The sequence below is a fragment of the Burkholderia sp. 28_3 genome, assembly GCF_003253915.1.
Lineage (GTDB): Bacteria > Pseudomonadota > Gammaproteobacteria > Burkholderiales > Burkholderiaceae > Burkholderia > Burkholderia cenocepacia.
In genome coordinates, this window is record NZ_QKZF01000007.1 from 45,058 (window position 1) to 59,506 (window position 14,449).

Here is a 14,449-nt window from a genome sequence, read left to right on the forward strand (position 1 = left end):
TCCCGTTCGGTTCGTCACGCCAGTGAATCAGAACATGTGCCGCATGCCGACCATCGCGCCGAGCTGCCCCATCCCCGCGCCGGGCGTGGTGCCGGGCCCGCCGCCGCTGACCGAGTAGCGTGCATGCGCGCTGTTCCACAGATACGACGATTGCGCATAGACGGCCGTGCGCTTGGTCAGCAGATAGGTCGCGCGCAGCGTGGCCATCGTCGCGCGCGTGTCGTGCGCGGAATTGACGATCCGGTAGCCTTCGCCGTCGACGATGAAATCGGGCTTCACCGCATACGACGCGCCGACGAAGAACAGGTCCGAATGCGCGCCCGCCGCCGCCGGCGAACCGGTCGACACGCGCCGCCCGATCCAGCCCGCGCCGATCTTCGCACCGGCCGCTTGCGCATACGCGCTCACGTGGGTGCGCGCATCCTTGCCGCCGCTGCTGGTGAAGGGAACGGGCGCCACGCCGTCGAAGAAGTTGGCGGCCGCTGCGGTACCACCGCGCTGTTCCTCGTACGACGCCGCCGCACCGAAGTACGCGCTGTCGTACTTGAGCATCACCGACCAGTTGCGGCATTGCACCGCGTCGCCCGGCACCTGCCCCGCGCACGTGCCCTGCCCCGGCGAATTGCCGGTGCCCGCGCCGTCGCGGCCGAACGAATACGCGGCGCCGAGCGTCACGCCGCGATACGTGCCGAGGTAGGTCACCGCATTGTCGGCGCGGCCGTTCGGCACGTACGCGTCGAACGAGCCGAGCCCGTAGATGTCGGGGCCGATGATGTCCGCGCCCTGCAGCGCGAGATAGGTCATCGTGTACTGGCGGCCGAACGCGAGCGTGCCGAAGCCGCTCTTCAACCCGACGAACGCCTGGCGCCCGAACAGCCGGCCGCCCTGGCCGAGATCGCCGCCGCGCACGTTGAAGCCGCTTTCGAGCGTGAACACCGCCTGATAGCCGCCGCCGAGATCCTCGCTGCCGCGCAGCCCCCAGCGCGACGGCAGTTCGCCCGTCACGCCCGGCATCCGCACCACGTGATCGCCGGCCGCGTTCGCGTGCGACACGAATTCGACGCCCGTATCGATGATCCCGTACAGCGTCACGCTCGACTGCGCGTGCGCGCCCGGCGCGGCGAGCGCGCAGCACGCGCCGGCGGCCAGCAGGCCATTCCTTGTCTTCGTCTTCATTTCGTTGCGTCTCCAGACCATGTTGAATCGCGCGCTCTGACGGCGCGCATCGAAAAAACCGGGCAATGTCAGTCGCCGGCCCGCGGGCGGCGGATCAACAGCAGCGCGGCCACGGCCGCGACCAGCGTGACGGGGATGCTCGCGCCGATCACGACCGGCGCGCTGCGGCCGGCGGCCAGCAACGTCGCGGCCGCGAGCGGGCCGACGACGGAGCCGAGCCGGCCGACGGCGACCGCCGAGCCGACGCCGGTCCCGCGCATCGCGGTCGGGTAGTACATCGCGGCCAGCGCATACAGCACCGACTGGCCGCCGACGACGAACATCCCGGCCGCGAACGCAGCCGCCGCGAGCGACGCGAAGCCGGGTGCGGCCGCTAGCGCGGCGAGCGACAGCACGATGCCGACGTACATGCCGCCGACCACGCGCGACGCGCGCATCCGGTCGAGCGCCGCGCCGATGCCGAGCGCGCCGAGCCCCGCGCCGACGTTGAACGCGATCTGCACGAGGCCGACGTGCGCGCGATCGAGCCCGCGCGCGGCCATCAGCGACGGCAGCCAGTTCAGCAGGAAGTAGAGGACGATCAGCGTGCAGAAGTAGCTGACCCACAGCGCGAGCGTCGACGTCGTACGGCCGTCGCCGAACAGCGTCCGGGCGACGCTGGCGCGCGCGGCCTGCGTGCCCGCGACGTCGAGATACGCGCGCGATTCCGGCAGGCACCACACGAGCAGCGGCACGAGCAGCAGCGGCCCCAGGCCGCCGATGTAGAAGATGTGGCGCCATTCGGTATCGCCCGCGAGCAGCACGCCGATCAGCGACGCGATCACGCCGCCGAACGGGATCCCGCAGTACATCGTCGCGACCGCGCTGCTGCGCGAGCGCGGCTCGACCGCTTCGGACGACAGCGCGATCAGGTTGGGCATCGCGCCGCCGAGGCCGATACCGGTCAGCACGCGCACGACGACGAGCATCGCAAAGCTCGAGACCTGCGCGGTCGCGATCGACAGCAGCCCGAACAGCACGGTCGACGCGATCAGCACGCGCTTGCGGCCGATCCGGTCGGCGAGCCGCCCGCCGAGCATCGCACCCGGCAGCAGCCCGAAGGTGCCCGCGCTGAATGCGATGCCCATCTGCGATACGGACAGCCCGAATTCGCGCGCCATCCGCGGCGCGGCGACGCCGACCGACTGCAGGTCGAGCCCTTCGAGGAGGGCGATCGCGAAACACAACGCCAGCGTGGTCGCGACCGTGGATTTTTCGGCAACGTAAGTGTTCATGTCTCCAGTCCCATGTCTTTGTAGTCGGTCGGCCGTGCAACGACCGTCGCGCGCCGCCGCCGGCCAGTGGCGGTTCGGCGCGCGAGGTGTCGAATGAAAGGCCGCCTTTATCAGGCAACCTGATTCACTGGCCGCAAGAATGCCCGCCGGTGTCGTGGCCGGCCGGTCGTTGTGCCTGCTTGTTGTTGCTGACTGCTTGCTGCTCGTTGCTGCCCGTGCGTGCGCTTACGCGTAAATCACGTCGGGATCGCGCCGCGCCGGGTCGTACAGTGCTTCGATCGCCGCCGCGCGATGCTTCTGCACGGCCGCCTGGTTCAGCGAACCCTTGTCGGTCACCTCGCCGAGATCGAGCGACGGCGGCGTGTCGATCAGCCGGATTCGCGCGACGAACGTCGACCCGCCGCTCGCGTTCCGGTTCAGCGCGGCAAGCCACGCCGCGAACGCCGCGCGCACGGCCGGCGCGCGCAGCACGTCGGTCACCGACGCATCCGCGGCGAGCCCTGCCAGCGCACGGCACGCGTCGACACGCGGAAACACCAGCAAGCCGATGTCGTCGCGATTGATCCCGGTGACGACCACGTCCTGCACGTACGGCGCGCCCGTCGACACCGCATTCGCGCGCAATGGCCCGACGCTGACGAACGTGCCGCTGCTCAGCTTGAAATCCTCGGTCAGCCGCCCGTCGAACAGCAGCCCGAGTTCCGGCCGCGCCGGATCGGCGAAGACGCCTGCGTCGCCGCTGCGGTAGTAGCCTTCGTCGTCGAACACGTCGCGCGGATCGACGTCCGCGTGCCAGTAGCCGCGCATCACGTTCGGCCCCTTGAAGCGCAGTTCGTGCTTGCCGCCGCACGGCACCAGCTTCGCGTCGCAGCCGGGCGCGGGCAGCCCGATATACCCGGCGCGCATCAGCGGCCCCGTCGTGAACAGGCACGACGGCGACGCCTCCGTCATCCCGAGGCCGGCCATGATCCGGATGCGCTCGCCGCAATGCGCTTCGGTCACACGATCGAGCCGGTCCCACGCGGCCTGCGACAGCCCCGCGCCGCCGAAGAAATACAGCTTCACGCGCGAGAAGAACGTGTCGCGCAATTCGGCATCGCGTTCGAGCGCGGCGGTCAGTTCCTCCCAGCCCTTCGGCACGTTGAAGTAGATCGTCGGCGCGATCTCGCGCAGGTTGCGCACGGTTTCGTCGAAGCGGCCGGGCACCGGGCGACCGTCGTCGATATACAGCGTGCCGCCGTTGTACAGCGCGATGCCGAGGTTGTGACTGCCGCCGAACGTGTGATTCCACGGCAGCCAGTCGACCAGCACCGGCGGCTCACGCGTCAGTTCCGGCATCGTCTGCCGCAACATCTGCTGGTTGCTGCACAGCATCCGGTGCGTGGTCGGCACGGCCTTCGGCTGCTTCGTCGAACCGGACGTGAACAGGATCTTCGCGAGATGGTCGGGGCCGACCGCCTCGTGAATCGCGTCGATCGTGCGCGGGGCGGTGGCGAGCAGGCGCGACAGCGGCACCGCGCGGCCCTCGGCATCGACATCGGCATCGTGCGCGACGATCAGCGCCGCATCGGCCGGCAACGTCGCATCGAGCGCCCGCGCGAACGGCGCGCGTTCGGCGACGAACACCGCGCCCGGCCGCAGCACGCCGAGCGTGTGACGCAGCTTGCCGTAGTCGGTCGACACCAGCGAATACGCGGGCGAGATCGGCGAGTACGGCACGCCGGCCAGCATCGCCGCGAACATCAGCTGCAGATGCTCGAGGTCGTTGCCGGACAGCACCGCGAGCGGGCGCTCGGCCGACAGCCCGAGATCGACGAGGCCCTGGCCGAGCGCGCGGGCGCGTTCGAGCATCCGCGCGTACGTGATCTCGATCCAGCGGCCGTCGGCGCCGCGCCGCGCGGCCAGCACACGGTCCGGATGCGCTTGCGCGCCGCGCACGAGGCAGTCGGTCACGCGAGTCGGGTAATCGCCGAGCGGTTCGCGCGAGCGCAGGTACCAGGTACCGTCGTCGGCGCGGCGAATCTCGGCCGCGCCGACCGCGACGGCGGCCGCGCGATAGCGCACGGCGCCCGTGTCGTTCATCGGGCCGCTGGCGGGCGTCTCAACATTCATCGTCGGCTCGCTCATACCGGGTAATGCCGTGGCGCGGTCTGCACGGTGATCCAGCGCAGCTCGGTGAATTCGGCGATCGACGCGCGGCTGCCGAAGCGGCCGTAGCCGCTCGCCTTCGTGCCGCCGAACGGCATCTGCGCTTCGTCGTGCACGGTCGGCCCGTTGATGTGGCAGATCCCCGATTCGATTCGGCGCGCGACCGCCATCGCGCGCGCGACGTCGCGGCTGAACACGCTCGCCGACAGCCCGAACTCGCTGTCGTTCGCGAGCGCGACCGCTTCGTCGTCGTTGTCCGCACGCAGGATCGCGACGACCGGCGCGAACGATTCCTCGCGATACAGGCGCATCTCGGGCGTCACGCCGTCGACGATCGCCGGCTGCATCGTCGCGCCTTCGACGCGGCAGCCGAGCGGCAGATGCGCACCGTGCGCACGCGCATCCTCGACCAGCGACGCCGCGCGCATGGCGGCCGTCGCATCGACCATCGTGCCGAGCGGATGGCCGGCCAGCGGATCGCCGGCAACCAGCGTGCGCGCCTTTGCGGCGAGCCGCTCGACGAGCGCATCGGCGACCGGCCGCGCGGCGATCACGCGCTCGGTCGACATGCAGATCTGCCCCTGGTTGAAGAACGCGCCGAACGCGATCGCGTCGACGGCTGCATCGAGATCCGCATCGTCGAGCACCAGCACTGGCGCCTTGCCGCCGAGTTCGAGCAGCACGGGTTTCAGGTGCGCAGCCGCGTGGCGCGCGATGATGCGGCCGACGTGCGTCGACCCGGTGAAATTGATCCGCTTCACATGCGGATGCGCGATCATCCGTTCGACAAGCGCCGGTGCATCGGCCGCCGCGTGCGTGATCACGTTGACCACGCCGGCGCCGAGCCCGGCTTCGTCCAGCACCGCGCCGATCAGCGCGTGCACGCCCGGGCACGCCTCGGACGCCTTCAGCACGACCGTGTTGCCGCACGCAAGCGGCATCGCCAGCGCCCGCGTGCCGAGGATCACCGGCGCGTTCCACGGCGCGATGCCGAGCACCACGCCGCACGGCGCCCGCATCGCGAGCGCGAGATTGCCCGGTACGTCGGACGGAATCACGTCGCCGGCGATCTGCGTCGTCATCGACGCGGCCTCGCGCAGCATGTTCGCCGCGAGCGTCACGTTGAAGCCGATCCAGCCGGGCGTCGCGCCCGTTTCGGCGACGCCGGTCGCGATGATCTCGTCGATGCGCGCGTCCATCAGGTCGGCCGCCTTCAGCAGCAGCCGGCGGCGCTCGGTCGGCGCGAGCGCCGCCCATGCGGGGAACGCGCGGTGCGCGGCGTCGATCGCCGCGTCGGCGTCGGCGCTGCCGGCCGCCGGCGCGCGCGACGCAAGCGCGCCCGTCGCGGGGTTGAAGCGGTCGAAGGTGCGGCCGTCGCGGGCGGTGCACCACTCGCCGCCGATCAGCATCCGTCTGTCGGTCATGTCGTCTCCTGCCTTGCCTGTCTCTTGCGATTACGCCGGCGGGGAAGCCGGCGGCTGCGTCCGCGCTTGTATCAGCGCTTGTAGGCTTGCAGACCCGGCTTGATCGCCTTGTCGTCGAGGAACTGCTTCAGCCCCTGTTCGCGGCCGCGCTCCGGGTCGCGCAGTTGCGCCTGGTCGAGCTTCGCATACAGGTAATCCTCGCACTGCTCCCACGTGAGTTCGCGCGAGCGCTTGAAGCCGTGCTTCGCCGCGCGCAGCACGACCGGGTTCTTGTCCATCAGCCGTGCGGCGAGCGCGATCGTCGCGTCGCGCAGCCCGGCGAGCGGCACGCTGCTGTTCACGAGGCCCATCTCCGCGGCTTCGACGCCGGTGAACGTGTCGCCGGTCATGATGTAGTGCAGCGCGCGGCGGTGTCCGACCGTGTCGGCCATCGCCTTGCTGACGAGGTTGCCGGGCGGGATGCCCCAGTTGATCTCCGACAGCCCGAACACCGCTTCGTCGGCCGCGATCGCGAGGTCGCACGCGACGAGCGGCGAGAACCCGCCGCCGAAGCACCAGCCGTTCACCATCGCGATGGTCGGCTTGCCGTACATCCGCAGGCGGCGCCACTGCCATTCCGATGCGTCGCGGCGCACCTTTTCCTGCAACGCGTCCGGGCCGCCGTCGATCTCGCGGAAATACTCCTTCAGATCCATGCCGGCCGTCCATGCGGCCCCCGCGCCGGTCAGGACGAGCACCTTCGCCTCGTCGTCGAACTCGACCGCGTCGAGCACCTGAAGCATCTCCTGGTTCAGCGTGGGGCTCATTGCGTTGCGCTTCTCGGGGCGATTCAACGTCACCCACGCGATGCCGGCCTCCACTTTCACTTCAACGGTCTGCCAGCGGTTGTCGTACTTGCTCATGTCTGTTCCTGTCGTTCGTTTCCAGTGCGATTCGGTGCGCAGCCTGCGTGCTGCGGACGACTTCATTTAATATCAGGCTACCTGATATTGCAAGCGGCACGAGCGCCGGTGTAAACCCGGAGCGGAAACCGGAGAATGCGGCGGGGAAATCAGGGAGCGGTCGGGCGATCGCGGATGGCGCGGACGAAGCGCGCACGGGCCGAACGGGCCCGCGTCGTGAAAATCGGGGAGGCGCTCAGCCGCGCAGGTTGCGCGAGAACAGTTCGAGCGCGCGCTGCACGTGCGCGGCGTCGTCGGCCGGGATGTCGCCCAGCATGCGGGCCTCGAGCGGGCGCAGCACGGCTTCGCATTCGCGCAGCATCGCCGCGCCTGCGTCGGTCAGCTTCAGCAGGATGATGCGGCCGTGCGACGGGTCGGCTTCGCGCGTGACGAAACCGCGCGCGGCCATCACGCTCATCACCTCGTTCGCCGATTGCGGCGTGATCCACGAGCGCTCGGCCAGTTGCGCGTTCGACGATGCGCCGCGCGCCTCGAGCACCGACAGCGCCGTGTATTGCGCGAGCGTGATGCCGAGCGGCGCGAGCGCGTCGGTCATGTGACGGCGCAGCAGCCGGTCGAGGCCGCCGATCACGTAGGTCAGACGTTGTTGCACGCGCGCTTTCGGCTTGTCGCCCGTGGCGCGGGCGGCGTCCTTCGCGGCGGGTTTCGAACGGGCGGGCTTGGTCGGGGTGGAACTCATAGCGCGTGCTGGATGGAATTGCGAGCCATCTTACCAGCACGCGAAACGTCGTTCTGTCCGGTTGTACGCGACACGCGCGGTACGCGCGGTCGGCTGCGGCGGTCAGCCGTGCGACGCACGCCGGCCCGCGAACCGCGCGGTCGGCAGCCCCGCGTAGCGCGTCTGCGCGACGAACACGCCGCCCGCGTGCGCATCGCCGGCCAGCGCGTCATCGCTGAGGTCAACACGCGCACTCGTCACATACAGCCGGCCTTCACCGTCGATCGCAACGCAGCTCGGCTGCGCGGTCGGCACTTCAACGCGATCCGTCTCGACCCCGTCCGGCCCATAACGCACCACGCGCCTGCCGCCCCACTGCGCATTCCACAGCCCACCGTCGCGATCGACGATCGACCCGTCCGGATCGCCATTGGCATCGATCAGCCGCGCGAACGGCCGCACGTTCGCGACGTCGCCACCCGCACGGTAATCGCACACGAAAATCTCGCGCACCAGCGAATCGCAGAAATACATCTTCGAACCGTCCGGCGAGAACCCGATGCTGTTCGCGATCGCGGCCGGCGGCAACGCGAGCCGTTCGAGCGTGAGGTCGGAATTGAGCCGATAGAACCCGCCGACCGCGCGCGGCGGCTCGGCGCCTTCGTCCTTCATCCCGAACACGAATGCGCCGGCCCCGTCGCAGCGCCCGTCGTTGAGCCGCGTCGGCAAGTCGGGCTCGACGTCGACGATCCGCGTGAACGCGCCGCTGCGCAGGTCGAAGAACGCGAGATGGGTCGCGAGCCCGACGAGCAGCACGTCCGGCTCGTCGGTCAGCGCGAAGCACGCGAGCCGTTCGGGCATCGCCCACTGCGCGAGGTCTGAGCCGTCCGCGCGGCAGCGCCACAGCTGCGCGCCTTCGATGTCCACCCAATACAGCGCGTGCGTCCTGTCGCACCACGTCGCGCCTTCGCCGAGCGTGTTGCGGCTGTCGGCCAGCAGCGTCGCCGACGCGGCCGGATGAGTCTGTTGCATGCCGTCTCCCGATGTCTGATCTGTCGCGTTCGCGGGCGGCCGCGCCATCACCGAAATCAGATCTTCATCGCGCGCCGCTGGTTGCGACGATACTGGTCGAACAGCACCGCGAGCAACAGAATTCCGCCGCGTATCAGATATTGGTAAAAGGTCGGCACGTTCAGCAGGCTCATCGCGTCCTGCACGGAGCCCATGATCAGCACGCCGACCAGCACGCCGGAGATCGTCGCGACGCCGCCCGTCAGCGACACGCCGCCGAGCACACATGCGGAGATCACGCCGAGTTCGAGGCCGACCGACGTCTTCGGGTCGCCGAGGCTCATCCGCGATGCGAGCATCACGCCGGCGAAGCCGGTCACGAGCCCTTGCAGCACGAACACGGCGATCTTGATGCGCATCACCGGCAGCCCCGCGAGCAGCGCCGCCTCGCCGTTGCCGCCGACGGCCAGCACGTTCTTGCCGAACACCGTCTTGCGCAGCAGGAAGCCGAACACGACGAAGCCGACGATGTTGCTCCAGATCGGATACGAAATACCGAGGAACGACCCGCCACCGAGATCGAAGAAGCGCTCTTCCGAGATCATCACCGCGTCGCCGTTCGACGTGATGAACGCGAGCCCGCGCACGACTTCCATCATCGCGAGCGTGACGATCAGCGAGTTGATCCGGTAACGTGCGATCAACACGCCGTTCACGAGCCCGACCGCCCCACCCGCGAGCACGCCGGCCGCGATACCGAGCACGACGCTGTGCGTCGCGGTGATCAGCGTCGACGCGACGACGCCCGAGAACGCGACGATCGACGCGACCGACAGGTCGACCTCGCCGAGCGCGAGCACGAACATCATCGTCACCGCGATCGAGCCGATCAGCGTGACCGACAGCAACAGGCCCTGGATGTTGCGCGGCGTGAGGAAGTCCGGCACGGTCATCGACAGCACCGCGAACAGCACGAGAAACACCATCACGATGCCGGAGCGGTTGATCAGCTGCCACACGCCGCCGCGTGGCCGCGCGGGCGTGGCCGCGGCCGCGGCATCCGGGGACGGGGAAGTACGTTGGGGTTGCATTGCCTGGCTCATATCAGTTCACTTGCTTTCCGGTTGAACAGCACGCCGCTAGCGCGGCAGCGCGAGCTTGATCAGCGCATCGGGCGTCGCGTCCGCCTTCGCGACCTCGCCCGCGACCCGTCCTTCCTTCATCACGACGATGCGGTCCGACACGCCGATCACCTCGGCCAGATCGCTCGACACGAGGATCACGGTGCGGCCCGCTTCCGCGAGTTCGTAGAACAGGTTGTAGATTTCCGCGCGCGCGCCGACGTCGATACCGCGCGTCGGCTCGTCCATCAGGAACACGTCGATGCGCTCGGCCAGCCAGCGCGCGAGCACGACCTTCTGCTGGTTGCCGCCCGACAGCGCGCCGATCGGCGTGTCGCCGTCGCGGGTCTTGATCGCGAGGCGCTCGATGTATTGCTGCGCGAGCTCGCGTTCGCGCCGCCCGTCGAGCAGCACGCGCGCCGGGCTGAAATGACGGCGCGCGCTGATGTTCAGGTTGTCGGCCACCGACGCGATCGCGACGATGCCTTCCTGCTTGCGGTCTTCCGGGCACAGCGCGATGCCGGCGCGCACCGCGTCGCGCGGGCTGCCGAACGCCACCCGCTTGCCGTCCAGCTCGACGTGCCCGGCGCTCGGTCGCACAGCGCCGTACAGCAGTTTCATCAGCTCGGAGCGGCCCGCGCCGACGAGCCCGAAGAAGCCGACGATCTCGCCGCGCCGCGCGGTAAACGACACGGGCTCGGCCAGCCCCGGCCCCGCCAGCCCCTTCGCTTCGATCAGCACGTCGCCGGCCGCACGCGGCCGGTAGCCGTACACGTCCTCGATCGAACGGCCGACCATGCAGCCGATCAGCCGGTCGCGGTCGAGATCGGCGACGGAATCGAACGTGTCGATGCGGCGACCGTCGCGAAACACCGTCACGCGGTCGCACAGTTCATAGACCTCCTCCATCCGGTGCGTGACGTAGATGATCGCGCGGCCTTCCGCGCGCAGCGCGCGGATGATCCGGAACAGCTGCGTGGTTTCGCGCGCGGACAGCGAACTCGTCGGTTCGTCGAACGCGATCACGCGCGCGTCGCGCATCAGCGCCTTGCCGATCTCGATCATCTGGCGCTGGCCGATCGACAGATACTTCACCGGGATGCCCGGATCGATGTGCTCGCCGAGCCGCTCCAGCGCATCGAGCGCGCGCGCGGCGAGCGTGCGCTCGTCGACCACGCCGAGCCGGCTCGGCAATTGCCCGAGCATCAGGTTTTCCGCGACCGTCAGCTCGGGCACCAGATGCAGTTCCTGGTAGATGATCGCGATGCCGGCCTCGAGCGCCGCGCGCGTCGACGCGAAGCGCTGCGCCGTGCCGTTCAGCGTCAGCGTGCCGGCCTGCGGCTGGTTCACGCCGGACAGCACCTTCAGCAGCGTCGATTTCCCCGCGCCGTTCTCGCCCATCAGCCCGTGCACCTCGCCCGCGCGCACCGACAGCGACACCGCGTCGAGCGCCCGCACGCCCGGAAACGTCACCGTGATGCCGTCGAGCGCGAGCAGCGGGCCGTCCGGCCGCATGCCCGCTTCGGCGTCGTGGCCGGACGCGGCCGTGATCGTCTGCATCGTCATCGCGTTCTCGCCTCGCCCCGCTCAGATACCGAGTTCGGCGCGCACGGCCTGCCAGTTCGCGCGCGTCATCAGCTTGCCGCTCGTCTGCGTGTCGGCCGGCGGCGTCTTGCCGTTGCGGATCCAGTCGACGAGGTTCTGCGTGCTGTCCTTGCCGTGGTTCGTCGAGCTGACCGCGATCGTCCCGTAGAAGCCGGTCGGCTCCTTCTTCTGGAACTCGGCGAACGCCTCGCCCGCGCCGTTGATGCCGACGCCGATCACGTCGGCCGCCGGGATGTGCAGCTGTTCGGTCGCGCGCACCGCGCCGAGCACGGTTTCCTCGTTCAGCGCGTAGATCACCCATTTCTTCACGTTCGGATGGCGCGCGAGCACCGGCGCCGCCGCACTGAAGCCACCTTCGTCGTCGGTGGTCTTCTGCGGCGCGTCGAAGATGTTTTCCTTGCGGAAGCCGTTCGCGAGCAGCGCCTGCGTCGCGCCGTCGGTGCGCAGCTTCGCGGTCGGCAACTCGTAGTTGGTGACGCGCAGCGCGCCGACTTCTTCCGGCTTCCAGCCGCGCCGCTTCATCTCGTCGGCGATCGCCTGGCCGACCTGGTTGCCGATCTTGGTCGCCGACATCCCGAGGTGCGGCACGTTCGGCAGCGGCTTGCCGCTCGAATCGACGAGCTGGTCGTCGACCGTCACGAACTTCATGTTGTAGCGCTTCGCGCGCGACGCGATCGCCGGCCCGAGGCGCACGTCCGGCGCGCAGATCACGAAGCCCTGCGCGCCCTGCGAACCGAGGTTGTCGATCGCGGCCAGCACCTTCTCGCCGTCCGGCGTGCCGATCTTCACGACCGAGAAATTCTCCTTCTGGCCGAGCGCGGACGCCGCGTTCTGCTCGTTGATGAACCACGCCTGCTCCGGCATCTTCACGAGGAAGCCGATCTTCAGCGGCGCGTCGGCGTGCGCGGCGCCCTGCATGCCGAGCGGCGCGATGCAGAGCGCGGCCAGCAGCGCGCGCAGGGTATGGCGGCGAATCGTGTGAGTCGTGCGGTTCATGGGTGTCTCCTTTGTATCGGCTGATGCCGTGATGTGTGCCGTAATCAATCATTCGTCGCGCGCGCTTCGTCGTACCGAAGCGCGCGCGCAGGTTCAGCGGCCGAACGCGTCGGTCTGCACGCGCCGGCCGAACAGGAAGGCATCGGCGACGAGCCGAAGCGGCCGCACGTCGACGTCGCTTTCGCCACGCGCGATCAGCGCATGGAAGTGCGCATACAGTGCCGGGTATTCGCGTTCGGGCCCGATCTCGACCGGCTCGCCCGCGATCGACAATTGCGCGCCGCCGCGGCTGATCGCGAGCACGCCGTCGGCCGTGTCGACCGCGATCTCCCATTGCTCGACGGGACCGTGGCGCCAGTCGAATTCCGCGCGCACCGGCACGCCGTCGGTATCCGCGCAATCGAGTTCGGCCGCGATCGGCGTCTGCACGTCGCTCGGCACGATGAGCGTCGCCTCGCGCAGCACGAGTTCGCGCGGCAGGATCCGCGTGACGATCGACAGCGCGTTGATGCCCGGATCGAACACGCCGAGGCCGCCCGGCTCCCAGATCCACTGCTGCCCCGGATGCCAGCGCCGCACGTCTTCCTTCCAGCGCACCTGCACCGCGCGGATCGCGCGGTGCGCGAGCCACGCGCGCGCGGGCTCGACCGCGCTCGCGCAACGCGAATGCCAGGTCGCGAACAGCGTGAGGCCGCGCTCGCGGGCCAGCGCGTCCAGCGCGGCCACTTCGCCGAGCGTCGCGCCCGGCGGCTTCTCGAGCATCACGTGCTTGCCGGCTTCGAGCGCGGCGCGCGCCTGCGCGTAGCGCACCTGCGGCGGCGCGCACAGCGACACCGCGTCGAGTTCGGGTTCGGCGGCGAGCAGCGCGCGCAGGTCGGAGTAGTTGCGTACGCCCGTGACTTCCGCGTGGCGGCTCGCGCATGCGGTCAGCGCGAAGCCCGGTTCGGCGGCGATCGCCGGCAGATGCTGGTCGCGTGCGATCTTGCCGATCCCGACGACGCCCAGCGAAATCGGTTCACTCATCGTGCCTTTCTCCTTCGCGAATCGCTCAGCGCGCCCAGCGCAGCACGAGCGGATCGAGCCGGCGCGCGATCGCGAGCAATTCCGCGCGCGTGTCCGGGTGCAGTTCCGGCATCGGATGCCGCGGCCGCTCGCACGCGATCACGCCGCCTGCGCGCATCAGCGCCTTCGCGGTGAGGATCCCGGACTGGCGGTTCTCGTGATTGATCAGCGGCAGCCACGCCTGGTAATGCGCGAACGCATCGTCGTGCCGCCCTTCGCGGAACGCTTCGAGGATCGGCCGGATGCCGTCCGGGAAGCCGCCGCCCGTCATCGCGCCGGTCGCGCCCGCATGGAGGTCGGCGAGCAGCGTGATCGCTTCCTCGCCGTCCCACGGCCCCTCGATCGCGTCACCGCCGAGCCGGATCAGCTCGCGCAGCTTGTTCGCCGCGCCCGGCGTCTCGATCTTGAAGTACGCGACCTGCTCGATCTCGCGCGCCATCCGGGCGAGGAACGGCGCGGACAGCGCGGTGCCGCTCGCGGGCGCGTCCTGGATCATGATCGGAATGTCGATGGCATCCGACACGCGCGCATAGAAGTCGAAGATCTGCGCTTCCGGCACGCGGAACGTCGCGCCGTGATATGGCGGCATCATCATCACCATCGCGGCGCCGAGCTGCTGCGCGCGCAGGCTGCGCGCCGCGCACACCTGCGTGCTGTAGTGCGACGTCGTGACGATCACCGGCACGCGGCCGGCCACGTGGTCGAGGATCGTGCGCGTGAGCACGTCGCGTTCGTCGTCGGTGATCGCGAACTGCTCGGAGAAGTTCGCGAGGATGCACAGCCCGTCCGAGCCGGCGTCGATCATGAAATCGACCGCGCGCTTCTGGCTCGCGAGGTCGAGCTCGCCGGTATCGGCAAACGTCGTCGGAACGACGGGAAAGATGCCGCGATAGCGCGGCGTGCTGCTCGATGTCATGGTTCGCGTCCTGCTTCGGCCCGGTTGTCGCCGGCCGTCATGCGTTCACGGTTTCATGAAGCGCGGGCCGGGAAGGCCCGCAACCGGCGGCGACGC

The 14,449-nt window shown here is 69.5% G+C and carries 12 protein-coding genes; all 12 read right to left on the reverse strand.

All coding sequences use genetic code 11. The annotated features are described in order from the left end of the window. Positions 1-27: 27 nt before the first annotated feature. Positions 28-1,176, reverse strand: coding sequence for a porin (locus tag DFS13_RS17015; protein WP_034178491.1), 1,149 nt, complete (start codon positions 1,174-1,176; stop codon positions 28-30). A 68-nt stretch (positions 1,177-1,244) separates the two neighbouring features. Then, complete coding sequence (gene mhpT, locus DFS13_RS17020) at positions 1,245-2,450, reverse strand: 3-(3-hydroxy-phenyl)propionate transporter MhpT (RefSeq protein ID WP_111441906.1); 1,206 nt, start codon at positions 2,448-2,450, stop codon at positions 1,245-1,247. Between the two features lie 225 nt (positions 2,451-2,675). Then, positions 2,676-4,577 (reverse strand): feruloyl-CoA synthase, encoded by a 1,902-nt coding sequence (locus tag DFS13_RS17025; RefSeq protein WP_034203133.1) that lies wholly within the window; start codon positions 4,575-4,577, stop codon positions 2,676-2,678. Continuing rightward, complete coding sequence (locus DFS13_RS17030) at positions 4,574-6,022, reverse strand: aldehyde dehydrogenase (RefSeq protein ID WP_105866263.1); 1,449 nt, start codon at positions 6,020-6,022, stop codon at positions 4,574-4,576. The genes DFS13_RS17025 and DFS13_RS17030 overlap by 4 nt, the downstream gene beginning before the upstream one ends. Positions 6,023-6,093: 71 nt before the next feature. Continuing rightward, the gene (locus DFS13_RS17035) at positions 6,094-6,924 is read right to left on the reverse strand and encodes a p-hydroxycinnamoyl CoA hydratase/lyase (RefSeq protein WP_006494300.1); all 831 of its coding nucleotides are present in this window, start codon (positions 6,922-6,924) and stop codon (positions 6,094-6,096) included. A 235-nt stretch (positions 6,925-7,159) separates the two neighbouring features. Then, positions 7,160-7,663, reverse strand: coding sequence for a MarR family winged helix-turn-helix transcriptional regulator (locus DFS13_RS17040; RefSeq protein WP_034203131.1), 504 nt, complete (start codon positions 7,661-7,663; stop codon positions 7,160-7,162). A 102-nt stretch (positions 7,664-7,765) separates the two neighbouring features. Further along, a complete protein-coding gene (locus DFS13_RS17045) occupies positions 7,766-8,674 on the reverse strand; it encodes an SMP-30/gluconolactonase/LRE family protein (protein ID WP_111441907.1) in 909 nt (302 codons plus the stop codon). A gap of 56 nt (positions 8,675-8,730) precedes the next feature. After that, positions 8,731-9,756, reverse strand: a complete 1,026-nt coding sequence (araH, locus tag DFS13_RS17050; RefSeq protein WP_006485094.1) for an L-arabinose ABC transporter permease AraH — start codon at positions 9,754-9,756, stop codon at positions 8,731-8,733. Between the two features lie 36 nt (positions 9,757-9,792). After that, complete coding sequence (araG, locus tag DFS13_RS17055; protein WP_034203129.1) at positions 9,793-11,340, reverse strand: L-arabinose ABC transporter ATP-binding protein AraG; 1,548 nt, start codon at positions 11,338-11,340, stop codon at positions 9,793-9,795. Positions 11,341-11,361: 21 nt separating this feature from the next. Beyond that, positions 11,362-12,375 carry an arabinose ABC transporter substrate-binding protein gene (locus tag DFS13_RS17060; RefSeq protein ID WP_006485098.1) on the reverse strand — a complete coding sequence of 338 codons (1,014 nt, stop codon included), beginning with the start codon at positions 12,373-12,375 and terminating at the stop codon, positions 11,362-11,364. Between the two features lie 93 nt (positions 12,376-12,468). Then, complete coding sequence (locus DFS13_RS17065) at positions 12,469-13,398, reverse strand: Gfo/Idh/MocA family protein (protein ID WP_006494295.1); 930 nt, start codon at positions 13,396-13,398, stop codon at positions 12,469-12,471. A gap of 25 nt (positions 13,399-13,423) precedes the next feature. Then, positions 13,424-14,353, reverse strand: coding sequence for a dihydrodipicolinate synthase family protein (locus DFS13_RS17070; RefSeq protein ID WP_034203128.1), 930 nt, complete (start codon positions 14,351-14,353; stop codon positions 13,424-13,426). Positions 14,354-14,449: the final 96 nt, after the last annotated feature.

Bases quoted from the DNA above. Each gene is read 5' to 3' on its own strand.
- DFS13_RS17015 (WP_034178491.1), bottom strand. From the start codon at position 1,176: ATGAAGACGAAGACAAGGAATGGCCTGCTGGCCGCCGGCGCGTGCTGC.
- mhpT (WP_111441906.1), bottom strand. From the start codon at position 2,450: ATGAACACTTACGTTGCCGAAAAATCCACGGTCGCGACCACGCTGGCG.
- DFS13_RS17025 (WP_034203133.1), bottom strand. From the start codon at position 4,577: ATGAGCGAGCCGACGATGAATGTTGAGACGCCCGCCAGCGGCCCGATG.
- DFS13_RS17030 (WP_105866263.1), bottom strand. From the start codon at position 6,022: ATGACCGACAGACGGATGCTGATCGGCGGCGAGTGGTGCACCGCCCGC.
- DFS13_RS17035 (WP_006494300.1), bottom strand. From the start codon at position 6,924: ATGAGCAAGTACGACAACCGCTGGCAGACCGTTGAAGTGAAAGTGGAG.
- DFS13_RS17040 (WP_034203131.1), bottom strand. From the start codon at position 7,663: ATGAGTTCCACCCCGACCAAGCCCGCCCGTTCGAAACCCGCCGCGAAG.
- DFS13_RS17045 (WP_111441907.1), bottom strand. From the start codon at position 8,674: ATGCAACAGACTCATCCGGCCGCGTCGGCGACGCTGCTGGCCGACAGC.
- araH (WP_006485094.1), bottom strand. From the start codon at position 9,756: ATGAGCCAGGCAATGCAACCCCAACGTACTTCCCCGTCCCCGGATGCC.
- araG (WP_034203129.1), bottom strand. From the start codon at position 11,340: ATGACGATGCAGACGATCACGGCCGCGTCCGGCCACGACGCCGAAGCG.
- DFS13_RS17060 (WP_006485098.1), bottom strand. From the start codon at position 12,375: ATGAACCGCACGACTCACACGATTCGCCGCCATACCCTGCGCGCGCTG.
- DFS13_RS17065 (WP_006494295.1), bottom strand. From the start codon at position 13,398: ATGAGTGAACCGATTTCGCTGGGCGTCGTCGGGATCGGCAAGATCGCA.
- DFS13_RS17070 (WP_034203128.1), bottom strand. From the start codon at position 14,353: ATGACATCGAGCAGCACGCCGCGCTATCGCGGCATCTTTCCCGTCGTT.